General features: G+C 34.6%; 19 protein-coding genes. 2 read left to right on the top strand and 17 right to left on the bottom strand.

What is annotated here, in order from left to right:
* Nucleotide 1: 1 nt before the first annotated feature.
* The 10 genes from IJE64_RS02340 to rfbD all read right to left on the bottom strand — a co-directional run bounded on the left by IJE64_RS02340 (nucleotide 2) and on the right by rfbD (nucleotide 6,907).
* Nucleotides 2-961: a glycosyltransferase family 2 protein gene (locus IJE64_RS02340; protein WP_292781461.1), complete on the bottom strand. Its 960-nt coding sequence runs from the start codon at nucleotides 959-961 to the stop codon at nucleotides 2-4.
* 1 nt (nucleotide 962) lies between these two features.
* Entirely contained in the window at nucleotides 963-2,051 is a 1,089-nt protein-coding gene (locus IJE64_RS02335) for a CDP-glycerol glycerophosphotransferase family protein (RefSeq protein ID WP_292781458.1), read from the bottom strand.
* A gap of 33 nt (nucleotides 2,052-2,084) precedes the next feature.
* Nucleotides 2,085-2,366, bottom strand: a complete 282-nt coding sequence (locus IJE64_RS02330) for a hypothetical protein (RefSeq protein ID WP_292781455.1) — start codon at nucleotides 2,364-2,366, stop codon at nucleotides 2,085-2,087.
* 1 nt (nucleotide 2,367) lies between these two features.
* Nucleotides 2,368-2,634, bottom strand: a complete 267-nt coding sequence (locus tag IJE64_RS02325) for a hypothetical protein (protein ID WP_292781645.1) — start codon at nucleotides 2,632-2,634, stop codon at nucleotides 2,368-2,370.
* Between the two features lie 240 nt (nucleotides 2,635-2,874).
* Nucleotides 2,875-3,882, bottom strand: coding sequence for a dTDP-glucose 4,6-dehydratase (gene rfbB, locus IJE64_RS02320; RefSeq protein WP_292781453.1), 1,008 nt, complete (start codon nucleotides 3,880-3,882; stop codon nucleotides 2,875-2,877).
* Between the two features lie 4 nt (nucleotides 3,883-3,886).
* On the bottom strand, nucleotides 3,887-4,447 hold the full coding sequence (gene rfbC, locus IJE64_RS02315) for a dTDP-4-dehydrorhamnose 3,5-epimerase (protein WP_292781450.1): 561 nt from the start codon (nucleotides 4,445-4,447) through the stop codon (nucleotides 3,887-3,889).
* A 4-nt stretch (nucleotides 4,448-4,451) separates the two neighbouring features.
* A complete protein-coding gene (gene rfbA, locus IJE64_RS02310) occupies nucleotides 4,452-5,318 on the bottom strand; it encodes a glucose-1-phosphate thymidylyltransferase RfbA (RefSeq protein ID WP_292781447.1) in 867 nt (288 codons plus the stop codon).
* Nucleotides 5,319-5,381: 63 nt separating this feature from the next.
* A complete protein-coding gene (locus IJE64_RS02305) occupies nucleotides 5,382-5,612 on the bottom strand; it encodes a barstar family protein (protein WP_292781443.1) in 231 nt (76 codons plus the stop codon).
* Nucleotides 5,613-5,615: 3 nt separating this feature from the next.
* The gene (locus IJE64_RS02300) at nucleotides 5,616-6,071 is read right to left on the bottom strand and encodes a ribonuclease domain-containing protein (protein ID WP_292781440.1); all 456 of its coding nucleotides are present in this window, start codon (nucleotides 6,069-6,071) and stop codon (nucleotides 5,616-5,618) included.
* Nucleotides 6,068-6,907, bottom strand: coding sequence for a dTDP-4-dehydrorhamnose reductase (gene rfbD / locus IJE64_RS02295; RefSeq protein ID WP_292781436.1), 840 nt, complete (start codon nucleotides 6,905-6,907; stop codon nucleotides 6,068-6,070). The genes IJE64_RS02300 and rfbD overlap by 4 nt, the downstream gene beginning before the upstream one ends.
* Before the next feature lie 74 nt (nucleotides 6,908-6,981).
* Here rfbD and IJE64_RS02290 point away from each other — a divergent pair, with 74 nt between their 5' ends.
* The gene (locus tag IJE64_RS02290) at nucleotides 6,982-8,223 is read left to right on the top strand and encodes a nucleotide sugar dehydrogenase (protein ID WP_292781433.1); all 1,242 of its coding nucleotides are present in this window, start codon (nucleotides 6,982-6,984) and stop codon (nucleotides 8,221-8,223) included.
* A 19-nt stretch (nucleotides 8,224-8,242) separates the two neighbouring features.
* On the opposite strand, the gene IJE64_RS02285 is transcribed toward IJE64_RS02290, so the two are convergent.
* From IJE64_RS02285 to IJE64_RS02275, 3 genes are read right to left on the bottom strand one after another with little or no spacing between them, the layout of a single operon-like run.
* Entirely contained in the window at nucleotides 8,243-9,496 is a 1,254-nt protein-coding gene (locus IJE64_RS02285; protein WP_292781430.1) for a UbiD family decarboxylase, read from the bottom strand.
* Between the two features lie 7 nt (nucleotides 9,497-9,503).
* The gene (gene purE / locus IJE64_RS02280; protein ID WP_292781427.1) at nucleotides 9,504-10,529 is read right to left on the bottom strand and encodes a 5-(carboxyamino)imidazole ribonucleotide mutase; all 1,026 of its coding nucleotides are present in this window, start codon (nucleotides 10,527-10,529) and stop codon (nucleotides 9,504-9,506) included.
* A gap of 59 nt (nucleotides 10,530-10,588) precedes the next feature.
* Entirely contained in the window at nucleotides 10,589-12,775 is a 2,187-nt protein-coding gene (locus tag IJE64_RS02275) for a Tex family protein (RefSeq protein ID WP_292781424.1), read from the bottom strand.
* 121 nt (nucleotides 12,776-12,896) lie between these two features.
* Between IJE64_RS02275 and IJE64_RS02270 the strand changes: the two genes are divergently transcribed.
* On the top strand, nucleotides 12,897-14,606 hold the full coding sequence (locus IJE64_RS02270) for a glycosyltransferase (protein WP_292781421.1): 1,710 nt from the start codon (nucleotides 12,897-12,899) through the stop codon (nucleotides 14,604-14,606).
* A gap of 26 nt (nucleotides 14,607-14,632) precedes the next feature.
* Here IJE64_RS02270 and mmp11 read toward each other — a convergent pair whose 3' ends face one another.
* The 4 genes from mmp11 to IJE64_RS02250 all read right to left on the bottom strand — a co-directional run bounded on the left by mmp11 (nucleotide 14,633) and on the right by IJE64_RS02250 (nucleotide 17,595).
* Nucleotides 14,633-15,571 (bottom strand): methanogenesis marker protein 11, encoded by a 939-nt coding sequence (gene mmp11, locus IJE64_RS02265; RefSeq protein WP_292781418.1) that lies wholly within the window; start codon nucleotides 15,569-15,571, stop codon nucleotides 14,633-14,635.
* Between the two features lie 7 nt (nucleotides 15,572-15,578).
* Nucleotides 15,579-15,995: a 6,7-dimethyl-8-ribityllumazine synthase gene (gene ribH / locus IJE64_RS02260; RefSeq protein WP_292781415.1), complete on the bottom strand. Its 417-nt coding sequence runs from the start codon at nucleotides 15,993-15,995 to the stop codon at nucleotides 15,579-15,581.
* A gap of 138 nt (nucleotides 15,996-16,133) precedes the next feature.
* Nucleotides 16,134-17,141: an isocitrate/isopropylmalate family dehydrogenase gene (locus tag IJE64_RS02255; RefSeq protein WP_292781411.1), complete on the bottom strand. Its 1,008-nt coding sequence runs from the start codon at nucleotides 17,139-17,141 to the stop codon at nucleotides 16,134-16,136.
* A complete protein-coding gene (locus IJE64_RS02250) occupies nucleotides 17,116-17,595 on the bottom strand; it encodes a 3-isopropylmalate dehydratase small subunit (protein WP_292781408.1) in 480 nt (159 codons plus the stop codon). Before IJE64_RS02250 ends, IJE64_RS02255 begins: the two co-directional genes overlap by 26 nt.
* Nucleotide 17,596 lies beyond the last annotated feature (1 nt).

Below are 17,596 nucleotides of genomic sequence, written 5' to 3'. Positions count from 1 at the left end.
GCTAATCAATTGAATTTTTAAATCTAAACCACAGTTTATAATATAATCTTGGATATAATAAAAATAGCTTAACTTTTAAAGCGAATTTTCTATCTCCCTTAAATTTTGACAATTTTGTAAGCAAGTCTCTTTTCTTCATGATATACATTACATCATCAAAACCATAACAACTATAAAAGAAGTAGTTCATATTGCCAAAAATAGCTCTAGGAATTCTTGAAGTGAAAATTAAATTAGCTAATTCATGCTTTCCATGAAGTATGTAAAAATTAGCTAGATTTTCAAAAATGTCAACAATGTCGAACCTTCTAAATTCGGTTGTTCTTATTGCTGAGTCAGAATGCTGAATATAATAATAAGTCACTTCATTACTTATATGTATCCTATCACCGTAGGTTAAGGCTTTAAGTGCAAATTCCGTGTCCTCCCCATAAACGATGCCTGGAGTAAAGCGAACGTTATTCTCCTTAATGATGCTGGATTTATACATGAGCTGGAAAAAATTGAATAAAATTTCCATATTCAGTTCTTTTTTGATAAACTCCTCTGTAGAGATAATTTCAAAATCAAAATAATTGGGATTGGATACTTTTTCTCCGTCCTGTTTTACAAACTGGGTTAAGCTAAAATCATTTGTTCCGGTATACAGCTCAGACAGGTGATTATGTAAAACATAATCATCACCATCGATAAAAACTATGTAATCGCCTGTAGAAACGTCAACCCCCCTGTTTCTTGCAACACTGACCCCTGCATTTTCCTGATGAATCACTTTATATTGAAGGCCGCAACCATTTAATTTTTCATTTATTATCTCCAAGCTATTATCAGTTGAGCCATCGTCGATGACGATTATTTCAAAATCCCTAAAAGTCTGATTGATTACTGAATCGAGAGTGTTACCTATATATTTAGAACAATTGTAGACTGGAATAATTACACTGACTTTAACATTTGACATATTAACCCTCACATTCTAATAGAAAATCAACAACTCTCTCGGATGCTTTACCATCAATTACATCAAACTGTGTCTTTACAAATTTGGATATTCTACTTTCATCGAAATCATAATTTTTAACTGCATTAATCAATTGACTTGAATTTTCAACAACAGGTCCCGGAACACCAGATTTAAAATCAAAATAGAATCCTCTTTCATCTGATAAATAAGTATCAAAATCATATGCAAAAAATACGATAGGTTTATTCAACATTGCAAACTCAATCATTATGGATGAATAATCCGTGATTAAAACGTCACTGATTAACAATAATTCCTGTTCTGAAGGATAATCACTGCAATCCACATACTTCCCTTCAGTGGAAATATCATCTGAATAAAAATCCTTAATTTTTGGATGAAGTCTTAAAGCCAAAATATAATCACTTCCTAAAACTTCATTAAAATCCTTTAAATCTAAATAATTAAAGACATTATTGTATTTTTCCTCATCCCTAAAAGTTGGAGCATAGAGAACAATTTTTTTATCTGCATCAATATTGTATTTCTTGTAGAATCTGGCCTTCAACTCATCAATGTCATGATTTTCAAAATAATAATCAGCTCTTGGAAGGCCTAACGGCTTTATCTTATCTTTTTGAATTTGAAAGGCCTCACTATAATAATCCTCAATATTTTTAGAAGAAACAATTAAATAATCAGTGTTCTTACTAATTTTTTTAAGAATATCAACACTCCCACTATCGACTGATCCTCCAAACTTTTTAAAAGCGCCTGGAGCATGCCATAGCTGAGTGACAGTCGTTTCCTTTTTAAAATTCATGAAAGCTATTGGAAAGAAATTATCATTTAAAAATACAAATTTAGATGACGCCAAATTTTTAAATGAACTGAAAGAAAATTTATCCTTATAGAAAACGTTGAATTCAAAAGAGCCTCTTTTTTCAAATTCCCTTTTAATGTAATCCAGATTACCCCTAAACGATTCTTTTGAATCGGTGATGAATGTAATCTTATTTTTATTAATCGGAAAAACTTTAAATATGCTAAATAAAGCTCCATAAATTTTATGTTTAAAATATTTCATGAAAATCAACAGTGAAACAGTGAAAGAATTAAATTAATGGAAAAATGCTAACATGCCCGGAATGGATTCCACCATCGCTTGAACACCTAAAATAAATATTGCAAGCCCGCCGATGAAATTAATATATCTTGCATATTTCATGGCCACCTTTGTACCAAAAGTACCTATTAAAAACCAACAAACAACGGCAATTAAGCTTAAACATGCCAATCCAAGTGGATTTACATGGGCATTAACACCCTGAGCGGCTAAAATCAAGTTTTCAATGTTACCAAAAACAATTAAAATAGAAAATTGTTTGATATCTGAACTCAAATTATTCACCCCTTATGGATTTAACCATTGCCTGAGCACCTAAAATAAATATTGCAAGCCCACCAATGAAGTCAATGAAATCAACATAATTAATAAGGAGTTGAGTTCCGAAAGTTCCAATAATCAACCACATTGAAACACACAAAATACTTACAATTCCAAGTTTGACAGGATTAACTCCAGCCACAACACCTTGAGAAGATAAAACTAAATTTTCAATATTACCAAAGATTATTAAGCCAACAAAAGGTAAATATTGCTCCAACATCCAATCACCATTTCCCATTAAAATCGGAAAAAACTTTCCCAAAAATAACCATTTCCAAATGAATATTAACGAATTAATAATATATAAAAGTATCCTTATTTGGAAAAAAATGACTAGATAAATAAATAAAACTAATATAAATGAAAATAAAAAAAAATAAAAAATTTATGATTATTTTTTAAAAAAAAAATCAAAAAAGTAAATATTATTTAAAAATAGAGGTGCATTTCAAGTGTAAAACTATCTGTCACCGTACATTTTTTCATAATATTTTTGATAATCTCCGCTTTTTACCTGATTTGTCCAATCCTGATTATCCAAGTACCATTGGATTGTCTCTTCAATACCCTTTTCAAAAGTATAGCTAGGAGACCATCCCAAATCATTTTGAATTTTAGTTGAATCGATTGCATATCTTCTGTCATGCCCTAACCTATCAGTTACAAATTCAATCAATGATTCGTCTTTTCCCAATTCCTCCAAAATCAATTTGACAATATAAATATTCTCCTTTTCATTATTTCCACCGATGTTATACACATCACCAAGCTTACCTTCATGCAAAACCAGGTCAATAGCTTGACAGTGATCTGCAACATGCAGCCAGTCACGAATATTTTTTCCATCCCCATAAATAGGTAATTTCTTATCTTCCAAAGCATTTGAAATCATCAATGGAATCAATTTTTCAGGGAATTGATAAGGTCCATAATTATTTGAGCAACGGGTAATATTTATCGGCAAGTCAAAAGTTTCTCCATAAGCCCTTGTAATTAAATCTCCACCGGCTTTAGAAGCTGAATAAGGACTATTTGGTTGTAATGGAGTGGTTTCTGTGAAATAACCAGTTTTTCCTAAAGTTCCATAAACTTCATCAGTAGATATCTGGATGTATTTCTCAACGCCGAACTCCTTAGCGGCATTCAAAAGAATCTGTGTTCCCAAAACGTTTGACTTGATGAAAATTTCCGGATCCTCTATACTTCTGTCAACATGACTTTCAGCAGCGAAATTGATAACATAATCACATTGCTTTACCAAATCATCTACAACAGATTTATCCCTAATGTCTCCCTTAACAAATGAATAATTATCTTTATTTTCAATGTCTTTCAAGTTTTCTAGGTTTCCGCAGTATGTCAATGCATCAAGGTTTATAATTTCATATTCAGAATACTTATTAACCATATACCTGACAAAATTACTTCCAATAAATCCCGCTCCACCTGTAACTAAAATCTTAGTCATGCTATCACTCGTATTTGATTTGGGATTCTTTTAGAGTCTTCCATTGTTTATCCTTATCGGACAATATAATTTCATCAATATCGTCAATTGGCCAATCGATAGCAATGTCCTCATCATTCCACATGATTCCGCTTTCATCTTCACCATGATAAAATTCTGTGCATTTATATTGGAATTCGGCTTCATCGGATAAAACTACAAAACCGTGGGCGAATTTAGGAGGAATATACAATTGCTTTTTATTTTCCTCAGATAAAATGGCACCAGCCCATTTTCCGTAAGTAGGTGAATCTGCCCTTAAATCAACGCCGACATCAAACACTTCTCCTTTAATTACGCGAACTAATTTTCCTTGAGGATAATTAACTTGCAAGTGCAGTCCTCTTAAAACTCCTTTAGAAGACTTTGATTGATTGTCCTGGACAAAAGTTAAATCATAACCTGCCTCTTTAAAGTCGTTTTCATTATAAGATTCCATAAAGTATCCCCTATTGTCTTCAAAAACGGTAGGTTCTACTGTAAACATTCCGTCAATGTCCAATTTAGTAAATTTAAATTTTCCCATAAAATCACTTTTTAACTAATTTAAATAAGTATTGCCCATAATCAGTTTTTTTAAGTTCATTGGCTGTTTTCAACAACGTTTCGTCATCAATGTAACCTTTAAGATAAGCTATTTCTTCAAGACAGGCTATATACAATCCTTGTCTTTTTTGAATAGTTTCAATAAAGTTTGAAGCTTCTAAAAGTCCCTCATGAGTACCTGTGTCAAGCCAGGCCATACCCCTTCCTAAAAGTTCTACCTTAAGCTTTCCACGTTTGAGGTACTCTTCATTAACTGATGTAATTTCAACTTCTCCCCTATCGGAAGGTTTCACGTTTTTCGCTATTTCAATTACATCATTATCATAAAAATAAAGGCCAGGTACAATATAATTTGACTTAGGTTTTTCCGGTTTTTCCTCTACAGACAAAACATTCCAGTCGTCATCAAATTCAACAACCCCGAACGCTTCGGGATTGTTAGTGAAGTATCCAAATATCACAGCACCCTCATCAAGATCCTTAGCTCTTTCCAATATTTCAGAAAATCTGTGACCATGGAATATATTGTCTCCTAAAATTAAAGCAACATTATCATTGCCTATGAACTCTTCACCAATAATAAATGCTTCTGCAAGCCCATTTGGATTTTCCTGAACTTCATATGAAAATTCAACACCGAAATTGCTTCCGTCACCTAGTAAATCTTTATACATGGGCAAATCACGAGGAGTTGATATTATCAATATTTCTCGAATCCCAGCAAGCATTAAAACAGATATAGGATAATAAATCATTGGTTTATCATATAAAGGCAACAATTGCTTTGAAACTGCTTTCGTAATAGGGTAAAGGCGAGTTCCAGAACCACCTGCAAGTACTATACCTTTCATAACAATCACTTAATAGAATTTTATTTCTTATAATTAATAAGATTATTTAAAAAATAGAAAAGTTTATGAGGAAATTTCAAAATTTAAAAACTCGTTTTCGCTGGCAGCGTCTTTAAAAGTATCAATAATATCCTCATCAACAACATTTGCATTAACTAACTCAATATCAGCTTCAATTTCACATAAGCAGTCATAAAGGGCATCCAAATTTTTTCCATAGTAATCCGGAAAATTTAAGGCTTCACTCAAATAGTCATGCCCCTCCTTGCTAATCAGCCTACCATCCAAAATCAAATCTTACACCTCTTCAAAAGTATTGTAATGGTCTGAAGTGTAGTAAACTCTGAAGTCTCCTGTATTGAAAACTATTCTTTCGGCTCCACGGGCTGTTCCGTTAGCATTAATATCACATTCTATATAGTCATAATCGCTGTCCGGAAGAACATGTTGCCTATTGGTAAATACATCGCCGCCAATACTTTTTCCAGGGGCATAATCCTTAAGAGGCCCTCCATGCCAACCAAGGCTTCGTGCCTCTTCTTTGGTTATGTAATTACTTGGAAGATGATGGAATTCCTTAATATACGCAGCCACTTCATCAACAGTGCAATATTCTCCGTCTTCAACAACCTGAACATCACTTGAATCATCATCATTGCCGAAGTTTAGAAAATCAAAAAACCCAGCACTTACAGCACCAATAGCTAGAAATGCAACTATAAGCACTGAGACAAATACAAGTTTTTTGTTCATTTAATCAGCTCAACATATTCACTTATGGCTTCTTTATAGTCCCTTAAAGGTTCAAATCCGCTTTCAATCCATTTCTTATTCTTTAAAACTGAATAATGAGGTCTTGGTGCTGGCCTTGAAAATTCAGATGCTGTAACTGGAACAACATTAACGTCCTTGCCTGCAATTTCAAAGATGTATTTAGCAAACTCGCACCATGAACAGCTTCCGGAGTTGGTCAAATGATAAATGCCATATAAATCTGTCTCGATTAACTGAGATATTCCATAAGCCAAATCAGGGGTGTAGGTTGGAGTTCCCACTTCATCATAAACAACTGTAATTTCAGAGTGATTTTTCGATAACTCCAGCATTGTCTTTGGGAAATTCTTACCATTGATTCCATATAGCCATGCTGTTCTTACTATGAAATACTTATCAAGAATGTCCAAAATGGCTTCTTCACCTTTTAGCTTGCTTTTTCCATAGATACTAATAGGACCTATTTCGCCATCCTCTTCAATCGGGTCTCTTGCACTTCCATCGAATACATAATCAGTGCTCACATGGACCAAAGGACAGTCAACTTCCCTGCAGGCTAGAGCTAAATTTTTAACTCCTTCCCCATTGACCGCATAAGCCAAATCCTGGTTGGTCTCACAACCGTCAACATCGGTATATGCCGCTGAGTTAATGACAACATCAGGCTTATTCTTTAAAATAAAATCGATTGTCTTATCTTTATCTGTAATGTCTAATGTCTTGGAAGTTGTTAAAATCAATTCATTTTTGTCCTTTAAGACCTCTATTAGGTCATGACCCAACATTCCGTTGGAACCTGTAATTAAAATCTTCATGATAATCCCTTAAAAGTTTAATAATTATGATTTAATATATATTATATGTAATATTTAAAATGGGAGTTGTGATTATGAAAGTATGTATTATTGGTCAGGGATATATTGGACTTCCAACAGCAGCTCTTTTTTCAAGAAGTCATTGTGAAGTTATTGGAGTGGATGTCAACAAGGAAATAGTTGATAACCTAAACAAGGGAATAATTCACATTGAAGAGCCTGGAATAGCCAAAATTATTAAAAAATCTGTGAAAAAAAATATATACAAAGCTTCGTTAACACCCGAAAAAGCGGATGTTTTCATTATTACAGTACCAACCCCTTATGTTATTGATAACTACAGTTGTGATTTGAGCTATGTCATAAATGGATGCAAATCCATAGTTCCATTTTTAGAAAAAGGAAATACAGTCATCATTGAATCTACAGTGGCTCCAATGTCAACTGATGAGGTTATCAAACCTATTTTTGAAAAGGCAGGCTTTACAATCGGTGAAGATTTATATCTTGCACATTGCCCGGAAAGGGTTCTTCCAGGGAAAATATTAGAAGAGCTTGTTCACAACGACAGAATTATCGGAGGCGTGACACCGGAATGCTCCCTTAAAGCTAGTGAAGCATATAGGCAATTTGTAGAAGGAAATATAATGCTTACCGAAGCAAAAATCGCTGAACTGTCAAAATGCATGGAGAATACATTTAGAGACGTCAACATTGCACTTGCAAATGAACTTGCAAAAATCTGTGCTGAAATTGGTGTCAATGCACTGGATGTTATAAAAATGGCAAACAAGCATCCGAGAGTGAACCTGCACTCTCCGGGCCCAGGTGTTGGAGGCCATTGCCTAGCGATTGACCCTTACTTTATCTATTCAAAAGCACCTGAAACAGCTAAAATAATTAAGCTGGCCCGTGACACAAACAATTCAATGCCTGACTTTGTATGTGAATACGTTAAAAAAATAATTCCTGCAGGTAAAATCGCAGTTTTAGGTGTTTCCTATAAAGGAAATACTGGTGATGATAGAGAAAGCCCCGCTTATGAGATAATATCTAAGCTCGAAAATGATTATGAAATCGCAATACACGACCCTCATCTCAAAAGAGACAATTTTGTAAGCTTATCTGAAGCTTTAGAAAATGCTGACTTAATCCTTATCTTATGCGACCATAATGAATTTAAACATCCGGATTATGAGTTAATCAGCAAAAAAATGTCTAATCCTATTATTTTTGATACAAAAGACATAATCTATAAAGTTCCAAAGGGCATTACACTTTATAACTATGGTAACTTATACGAATTAAACAAATAAAAAAAAGATTAAGAGTAGTTTATTCGCCGAAACTTACTCTTTCGAATTTTTCTAAGGTTTTAAGTGATTTAGTTGCATCCACACCGATTTTTGTAGTTGTTCCATCACTTTCCGCAACAGGATCCAAGGATGAACCCCTTACATTCGGAACAATCATGATGTCCCTGTCACCTTTAACGCGTGTTGATATTGCATATTCAACATCTTCAGCGTCAAATACATCCACATCGGTATCGACAACGACACAATGCTTAAGTGATGGGTGAGCTGAAAGAGCGGCCATTATAGCATTTTTACCGTCGCCTTCAGTCTGTTTTCTAATGGATACAACTGCATGCAACCAGCAACACCCCCCTTCAGTCAAAACGACATTTTCAACTGTAGGAACTGCATTTTTAACAGCTTTAAAAATCCTTGGCTCTTGAGGAAGGCCTTGTAATAGCTTATGTTCAAATCCGGCTGGAATAATTGCATGGTAAACTGCATCTTTTTTAATGTGCATTGTTTCCAAATTGATTATAGGTTGGTCACGGATAATGTCATAAGTGTCAGTCAAATCAACGAAAGGACCTTCAGGAACTGTTTCGGTTACTGAAATTTTACCCTCTAAGATAATATCGGCCTGAGGTACATTTAAATTGCCGCATTTAATTAATTCCAAGTTGCCTCCTTTAAATGCATTAGCTACATCCATTTCATCATAATCAATAGGAATGGAAGTTGTACTGGCAAGTAAAATAGCCGGATCCATACCAATAGCTATTGCAATTTCCAGATCCTGACCTAATTTTTGAGCTTTTTGAAAATAAGTATAAAGATTTCTTGGGACGATTCTAATAACCAATCTTTTATCATCCAGAACCATCATCCTATGGATTGATGCATTTTGAATACCTGTTTCTGGGTCTCGTGCAAAAACAACGCCAGCAGTTATATAAGCTCCACCGTCACGCTTATAGTGAGTCAAAATTGGAATTTTATCTAGATTTACTTCTGAAGTGTCATATTCTTCAAAATCTGTGAATCTATCTACCTTAATTGGTTTTTCCATAGCATCAATAATCTTTTGGGTAATTTCAGACACTTCGCAGTTTATTGATTTGGCAATTTTATCCCTAGTATTGCAAATTCCGGAAATAACAGGCATGTCAAAACCTTTCACATTTTTAACAATAACAGTGTCTTTTGGATATTTCCTTAAAACCTTTGCTACTTCAAATTCATCAGAAAGCTCTTCTGTTATCTCTATTACATTATTACCATCAATTTTCATGTTATCACTATAAGTTAATTTTTTTGTCTTTTAATTTATCTAAAAGCTCTGTAATGTGTGGATTGCTAATAGCAAGTATTTCTGCTGTGAGTACTGCTGCATTCTTACTATTGTTTATTCCAACAGTTGCAACAGGTACTCCTGGTGGCATGCTTACGGTTGTAAGCATGTAATCATCGTTATTCTCGTTAGTACATGGAACTCCAATTACTGGCCTATCAGTAATTCCGACAATTCCTCCTGTGACCTGTGATGAGTTGGAACTGATTCCAATGAATATTTTAGCATTTTCCATGGACTTAACATAATTAGTGAACTTTTTATTAGACCTGATTGGACAAACAACCTTAGTATCATAAGTAATTTTAAGCCTATCCAATATTACAGTGAGTTTTTTAGCTTTAGGTAAATCTGTTTGCCTTCCAACAATGATCGCCACTTCAGCATCTTTATTTTTACAATGTGATTTTGAATCTTCATCGATTTTTACTTCGTTGATTTTAAGGTCTTTAACTCTTAAAAAATCATTTTTGATAAATGGCCTATCTATTTTTTGAACTATTTCTTCATTGCTTGAATAAACTTTATATGCATATTGCTTTCTTAATCCAATGATTTTTTGGCGTAAATCATCATCGTGAAGAGCTATGAATTGAGCGGCCAATAATGCGGCATTGTCGCCCCTATCTATCCCAACAGTAGCAATAGGAGACGGATAAGGCATCTGGACAATAGATTGCAAAGCATCGATTCCTCCTGTTTTAACATCGACCGGCACTCCAATGACAGGTCTAGGAGTATAGGCAGCAATAGCTCCAGGCAAATGTGCTGCAAGACCGGCTATTCCAATGAACACTTCAATTCCTGCATCACTAGCTTGACTGACAATTTCACGAATAAGATTAGGAGTTCTGTGAGCGGATGCAATTTTTAAACTATATGGTATCTCAAGTTTGTCTAAGACATCCATTGCTTTTTCTGCAACAGCAATATCAGAACCACTACCAAGAATTATCATTATCTTTGGTGTCATCAAATCACTTCTTTAAAATTAAATTTAATATTATAATTATAATATTGATTTTTAAATATTTAAATTATCATAGATAATTGAATTCTATTCCTTGTCAAATCGACATCTAAAACTTTAACGTCGACAATTTCTCCAACACTAACAATATCAAGAGGATGTTTGACAAACTTATTTTCAACCAATTGAGAGATATGAACTAAACCATCCTGATGAACGCCAATATCAACAAATGCACCAAAATCCACAATATTTCTAACAGTCCCTTGCATTATCATTCCTTCCTGCAAATCTTCAATTGATAGAACATTTTTTCTCAAGACCGGTTTTGGCATGTCTTCACGAGGGTCACGGCCAGGCTTTTTAAGTTCCGAAATAATGTCCTTCAATGTTTCAATGCCGATGCCCAATTCATCAGAAATAGCTTCGAGGTCTAAATTTTTAAGCTTTAAGTCATTTGACCCTATATCATTAACAGTGTAGTTCAATTTATCTAGCAATTTAAGGGCGGGTTTATATGATTCCGGATGAATCGTAGTATTATCCAAAGGATAGTCGGGATTGTCTATTTTGACGAAACCTGCACATTGCTCAAAAGTTTTTTTGCCTAACTTTTTTACATTTAACAGCTCTTTTCTGTTAGTAAAACTTCCATTTTCATCCCTATATTCAATGATATTTCGAGCTGTTGTTTTTCCAATGCCCGAAACATGATTTAACAAGCTATATGAAGCCGTATTTAAGTCAACCCCCACCTCATTAACTACTTTTTCAACAACGCCATCGAGTGACTGGGAAAGTTGTTTTTGGTTCATGTCATGTTGATACTGTCCGACACCGATTGATTTCGGGTCTATCTTTACCAGCTCAGCTAACGGGTCTTGAAGTCTTCTTGCGATAGAAACTGCACTTCTTTCCCCTTCAGTGAAATCTGGAAACTCCTCATCGGCAAGTGCAGATGCTGAATAGACGGATGCACCAGCCTCATTAACAATAATATATTCAACATTGGTTCCTTTGATTATTTGAGAAACGACCTCTTCTGACTCTCTTGAAGCTGTTCCGTTTCCAATGGCTATAACATTAATATCATACCTATCAATTAACTTGCGGACTGTTTTAATAGACTCTTCAACCTTATTCTGCGGTTCGGTTGGATAGATTAGGGAAGTATCCAATACTTTTCCGGTTTTATCAATGATGGCTAATTTACATCCAGTCCTGAAAGCCGGATCCCAACCCAAGATAGTCTTTCCAGAAAGTGGAGAGGACATTAGCAATTGGTTCAAGTTTTGGGAAAAAACCTCTATTGATTTTTCTTCCGCCTTTTCAGTCAAGTAATTTCTAATTTCTCTCTCAATTGCAGGAGCAATCAATCTCTTGTAAGCATCTTTAATAGATTCTATTATAATTGGAGTAGTATAAGGGTTATATTCTATCTTTTCAGGTATTTTAGAAGTATTTCTTAATGTATGCCTCTTCAAATACTTTATAATGTCTTCACTTTCACATTCAATTTTAGCCTTGATTACTCCTTCCTTTTCAGCCCTATTAATGGCCAATATCCTGTGAGGTGGAATTTTCCTAACATTTTCCGAGTAGTTATAGTAAACGTCATATTCTGTTGATGACTCTTTATCCTTAGCCTTTGTTGTGATTTGGCCTGTAAAATATGTATTTTTTCTAATTTTACCTCTAAAATCAGAATTATCAGAAATTATCTCAGCAATAATGTCCTTTGCACCATCTATAGCATCCTGTGGAGTTTTTACCTCATCATTAACATAATCCTTAGCTATTTTTTTAATAGATTGCTTGACCTCCTGCGCAAGAATAATATCTGCCAATGGTTGTAAACCCATTTTACGAGCTTTGGCAGCTCTAGTCTGCTTTTTAGATTTGAATGGCCTATATAAATCTTCAAGTTCCACTAAAGTAGTCGCATTCAAAATCTGATATCTTAAATCATCGTCTAACTTTCCTAGCTCATCTATTCTATTTATGGCTTTTTCTTTTCGCTCTTCCAGATTTCTAAGATACTTTAGCCTTTCATCAAATTTTCTTAAGATTTCATCATTTAAAGAACCAGTAACATCCTTTCTATAACGGGCGATAAACGGTATAGTATTGCCCTCGTCTATCAGCTTGATTACTTTTTTGACTTGCCAATTGGCTAAATTTAATTCTTTTTCCAGTATTTTTCTATCATTAAAATTACAATCCTTACCTAAATTAAAATTACAATACATTATTGACTTACAAATAACTTAAAATTTTTTATAAGGTGAAAAAAACACGCAAAAGTAATATATATTTATACTACTTTAACAATAAATGTATAAATATATTAAAGTAATAACGGTGAATTCAGTGTATTGGTTTGTTGTGATTATTGCATTTCTACTAGCTGGTATAAAAACTAAAAAACCAAAATACAAAAAGGTTTCAGTAATTATACCGGCATACAACGAGGAAGAAACTGTTGGTAAAGTAGTAGAAGTAATAAAAAAAGTATCGTTTGTAGATGAGGTCATCGTTGTTAATGACGGATCAAGTGATGATACTGAAGCGGAAGCTATCAAAGCCGGCGCTATTGTAATTAATCATGAAACCAATAAAGGAAAAGGTGAAGCTCTACACACTGGATATAAAGAGGCCGAATGTGATATCATAGCCTTTATTGATGCAGACATCTACAATTTAACTTCTAAAAAAGTTGAAGCAATGATCAAGCCAATTCTCGAAGGCAAGACCGATATTACAAAAACTAAATTCGCTCGTGAAAGTGGACGTGTAACCGAACTTACCGCAAAGCCTTTATTAAACTTTTTCTTCCCTGAAATTTCATTCGAACAGCCGTTAAGCGGTCAGTTTGCAGCACGTAAGGAAATATTAAAGAAAATTAATTTTGAAAATGATTATGGTGTCGATGTGGGTATCGTTATTGACGCTGATGTTTTAGGAATATCCATCATGGAAGTGGACATCGGTGCAATACAACATGACATGTCCCCACTTGCCGATTTGAACATAATGGCAAATGAAGTGGTCAGAACAATCATAAACCGTGCCAACAAGTACGGTAGAGTCACAATGATAGATGATATAGGATACTATATTAGGATGTCAATTGTAGGTTTATCACTAGTTATTCTTGGATTATTCACAATCTTCTTTGTTAAATTTATTCCATTAGCTATTGCGGTATTCATTACCATTATTGGAATTGTATTGTCTGTTTATTACATTGTTAAAGTTATTGTGCAGTCAATATTAATGTTTAAAAAGATTCCAAAAGGAAACCTGGTAAAATCCTTCATTAAAATTCATTTCCCGATGATTATTTCAGTGGTCATCTTGCTTTTAATGATTTCAACATTTATCGGTGCGGCTCACTTTGAAAATGGAGTCATATCAATCGAACCAAACTCAAGAAACCTAATAATCTATGCAGACGATTCTCCAAGAGAGAACGTTATTTCTGCAAGAGGACCATATACTATCGATACTGCAATTGAAAATGAAACAAATAAAATACGGATGCCGACAGATGCAATGATGACGTTAGGCATTGATGTAAACGATACCATGATAATCAATGGTGTGTCTTACAAAGTTGAATCCAGTAGACCTGGTGATTCGGACATTATAAGACTACCTCTTGAGGTTGAAAAAGAGTTGCAATTAGAAAACGGAGCAATAATCCAAAATAGCCGTCTAAAAGAAGTATTTGAGGGTGTTAAAGTAATTCACCATTATGGTGATGACAACACCAGCATCATTGAAAAATTTTCAATATCTTCAAAAGACATAAATGCAAGCAATTTCGAAATATTCGTGGATAACGAAAGCGTTGCCTATTCATACGGAATATTTGACGAAAATTCAAATTACATCATAAGCATAAACAATAAGCAAGTAAAAACCATTACATGCAACAATGGCACTTTTAGCGACTGCAACTTTACATATAACGGCCATCAAATTAGTATAATATTTGAAGATAGAAACAACACTTCAATAAAACAAATTATAAAAGCCAATCAAGGCAATTTCCTGAATATTATTATTAAAAAATAGAAAAAATCTAAGAAAAATTTCTTAGATTACTTTTTGTCATATGCTTTTACAGCTTCTTCAACATCATCATAAAGACCTAAAGCTGCAAGGGCTCCAACTTTCCCCTGTTCGCCAGTAACACTGATTAGAGGAATGTTTAATTCATCAGCTACACTTTCTGCAGTTTCAACATCCATCATTCCAGATTTTGTAGCAATAGAATATTCTCTTAATTTTTCAGGAATATCTAAACCTTCCAAAATAGCTATTGCAGTTTTATCAGATAAAGTATCCCTTTTAAGGATTTCAATAACTCTATCAATCAAATCTTGTTTTTTTGCCTCTTCAACTGCAAATGTCAAAGCAATGGAAACGCAATTTTGAGTCTTATGAGGGTTGTGTGGATATAACTGGACTATAATGTGATCCAGATATTCAAAACCTTCGCTTGCAAGTTCAACGCCTAAATTATGAGCCATAGTCCATGTAGCACCAGCATCTTTAGTATCGGTATCATCAACACCGATAACCACTTTTTCAAGCTTAGGTGTTACAACAGTGGCCTTTCCAGCTTTTGAACCTCCACCAACTTCAATGAGCTCAACATATTTAACACCTTCACCCATTCCTCTACACATTCCGGCACCTACACCGGCTCCAGCAAGCCCTGCATGAGTTACCTTTACTTCATCACCATCCACGATGATTTCATCAATGCCCGCAGCATTAAAACTAGCTTTCAAATCTAGTGGCGCTGAGCCCAAATGACAGGAATAAACATGTTTATTTCCATCACGATAAGCGGAGTCTATTAAATCAGAATTATTTCTGTACTGATTTAATAACCAGTGAGATCCAGAAATACAAGGATGATACTCGACAATTTCGACTTTGTCACCATCCACCATGGTCAATACTTTCTTATATGGGGCAATCCAAGGGTCACTAAATTTTTCCCTTAATTCGTTAGGTTTTAAGATTTCCATCAAATCACTAAATCTCTTTTAATCTATCACACATCTTTATAGCTGCTTCAACTGCGCTTTTTGCATTTTTAACACGTCTGTGAGCATCCATTCTAGTCATTCCAGGACCAGTAATGCCAAGTGCCACCGGTGTGTCATATTCAAGAGCCAAATCAGCGATTTTACGGGAAGCATGCTGTGCTACAATTTGATCGTGGTCTGTTGCACCTTCAATTACAGCACCTAAAGTAATAATTGCATCGTATTCGCCTTTCTGTAACAATTTTTTGATTACAAGTGGCATGTCAAACACGCCAGGCACGGCTACTACCTTAGTAATTTTGCATCCTCTATTTTCGGCTTCTGCTCTTGCTAATTCTAACATCATTTGTGTAATATCGTAATTAAATTCAGCCACTACAGCTGCTATTTCATATTTTGCCATTTTATCCAGCTCCAGAAAATATTATGAGAAGGAAACCTGCTACCCCACTTATTACCATGATAAATATGATAAAAAGTGCTGCCATTTGCATTCTATTCAACTTTTTCAAATTCATATTCTAATTCACCATATATTTTTTTACAAATTATTTTTAACCGCATTAGCTAGTTCCATAGTTGTAGCGGAACCACCCAAATCACAAGTTAAAATATTAGCATCATTCAATACTTTTAAAATTGCTGCATCCAATTTATCAGCATTTTCATTTTCGCCAATGTATCTAAGCATCATCACTGCAGACAGCATCATTGCAATAGGATTCGCTATACCCTGTCCTGCAATATCGGGTGCTGAACCATGCACCGGTTCAAACAAGGCTGCATTTTCACCAATGTTGGCTGAAGGAATTAAACCAAGCCCTCCTACAAGGCCTGCACCTTCATCGGATAAAATATCTCCGAAAAGGTTTGTAGTAACAATAACTTCAAAGCTTTCAGGCTGTGTAATAAGATACATCGCAGTCGCATCCACATAAAACTCCTCAGTTGCTATATCTGGATAATCACTGGCAACTTCATAGAAAATTTCTCTAAACAGACCATCGCTTTTCTTTAATACATTAGCTTTATGAACTGCAGTAACTTTAGTTTTACTATTATTTATAGCATACTTAAATGCATAATCAATAATACGCTCTTCCGCCTGTCTTGTTATGATACGTCTTGCAATTGCACCCTCATCAGTATATTGTTCTTCATCTGCAATATACATTCCTTCAGTATTTTCACGTACAATCATGAAATCAATATTTTCAAACAATGAATTTGTATTAGGATATGACTTTACAGGCCTCAAATTTGCAAACATCTTCATTTCCTGACGTATTTTAACAATGACGTCCGCTGCAGTTTCACCTGCTGCGCCAAACAAGCATGCATCCGCATTGCGAATAATATCTAAGGTTTCATCTGGAAGAGCTGTGCCTGTTTTCTCAAGGCACTCATCTCCAGCATCGCCATAAACATAATCAAAATCAACATCCAAGCCATCAAGGACAAAAAGTGTAGCTTCCATTACTTCCTTGCCTATTCCATCTCCAGGAACTATGGCTATCTGATATTTATCTTTTGTTTTTGAGGTATTCAATTAAACCACCTTGTTCTAATATTTCTAACATGAATGGAGGCAATTTTTTAAATGTGATTGATTCTCCATTATTATTTGTTATTGTTCCGTTTTCCATGTCAACTTCAATTTTTTCTTCATTCTCAACTAGATTTGTAATGCCGGGAGCTTCCAAGAGCGGAACGCCCACATTGGTAGCATTTCTATAAAAGATTCTTGCAAAAGACTCGGCAATAACAGCTGAAACTCCAACGCCTTTAAGTGCTATTGGAGCATGTTCTCTTGAAGAGCCACATCCAAAATTACTTCCGGCTACGATGAAATCTCCTTTCTTGCATTTTTTGCTAAAATCTGCATCCAAACCTTCCATGCAATGCTTGGATAACCTTTCTTCATCTGTGTAAATCAAATACCTTCCTGGAACAATAATGTCTGTATCAATGTCATTTCCAAATTTCCATGCAGTTCCTCTCACG

This window comes from Methanobrevibacter sp. (assembly GCF_017409525.1).
GTDB lineage: Archaea > Methanobacteriota > Methanobacteria > Methanobacteriales > Methanobacteriaceae > Methanocatella.
The sequence above is the reverse complement of the archived record's forward strand: the minus strand, read 5'-3'. Positions and strand labels throughout refer to the sequence as shown.

Excerpts from the sequence above, each read along its gene's own strand:
- IJE64_RS02340 (WP_292781461.1), bottom strand. The coding sequence starts at position 961 with ATGTCAAATGTTAAAGTCAGTGTAATTATTCCAGTCTACAATTGTTCT.
- IJE64_RS02335 (WP_292781458.1), bottom strand. The coding sequence starts at position 2,051 with ATGAAATATTTTAAACATAAAATTTATGGAGCTTTATTTAGCATATTT.
- IJE64_RS02325 (WP_292781645.1), bottom strand. The coding sequence starts at position 2,634 with ATGTTGGAGCAATATTTACCTTTTGTTGGCTTAATAATCTTTGGTAAT.
- rfbB (WP_292781453.1), bottom strand. The coding sequence starts at position 3,882 with ATGACTAAGATTTTAGTTACAGGTGGAGCGGGATTTATTGGAAGTAAT.
- rfbC (WP_292781450.1), bottom strand. The coding sequence starts at position 4,447 with ATGGGAAAATTTAAATTTACTAAATTGGACATTGACGGAATGTTTACA.
- rfbA (WP_292781447.1), bottom strand. The coding sequence starts at position 5,318 with ATGAAAGGTATAGTACTTGCAGGTGGTTCTGGAACTCGCCTTTACCCT.
- IJE64_RS02300 (WP_292781440.1), bottom strand. The coding sequence starts at position 6,071 with ATGAACAAAAAACTTGTATTTGTCTCAGTGCTTATAGTTGCATTTCTA.
- rfbD (WP_292781436.1), bottom strand. The coding sequence starts at position 6,907 with ATGAAGATTTTAATTACAGGTTCCAACGGAATGTTGGGTCATGACCTA.
- IJE64_RS02290 (WP_292781433.1), top strand. The coding sequence starts at position 6,982 with ATGAAAGTATGTATTATTGGTCAGGGATATATTGGACTTCCAACAGCA.
- IJE64_RS02285 (WP_292781430.1), bottom strand. The coding sequence starts at position 9,496 with ATGAAAATTGATGGTAATAATGTAATAGAGATAACAGAAGAGCTTTCT.
- purE (WP_292781427.1), bottom strand. The coding sequence starts at position 10,529 with ATGACACCAAAGATAATGATAATTCTTGGTAGTGGTTCTGATATTGCT.
- IJE64_RS02275 (WP_292781424.1), bottom strand. The coding sequence starts at position 12,775 with ATGTATTGTAATTTTAATTTAGGTAAGGATTGTAATTTTAATGATAGA.
- mmp11 (WP_292781418.1), bottom strand. The coding sequence starts at position 15,571 with ATGGAAATCTTAAAACCTAACGAATTAAGGGAAAAATTTAGTGACCCT.
- ribH (WP_292781415.1), bottom strand. The coding sequence starts at position 15,995 with ATGGCAAAATATGAAATAGCAGCTGTAGTGGCTGAATTTAATTACGAT.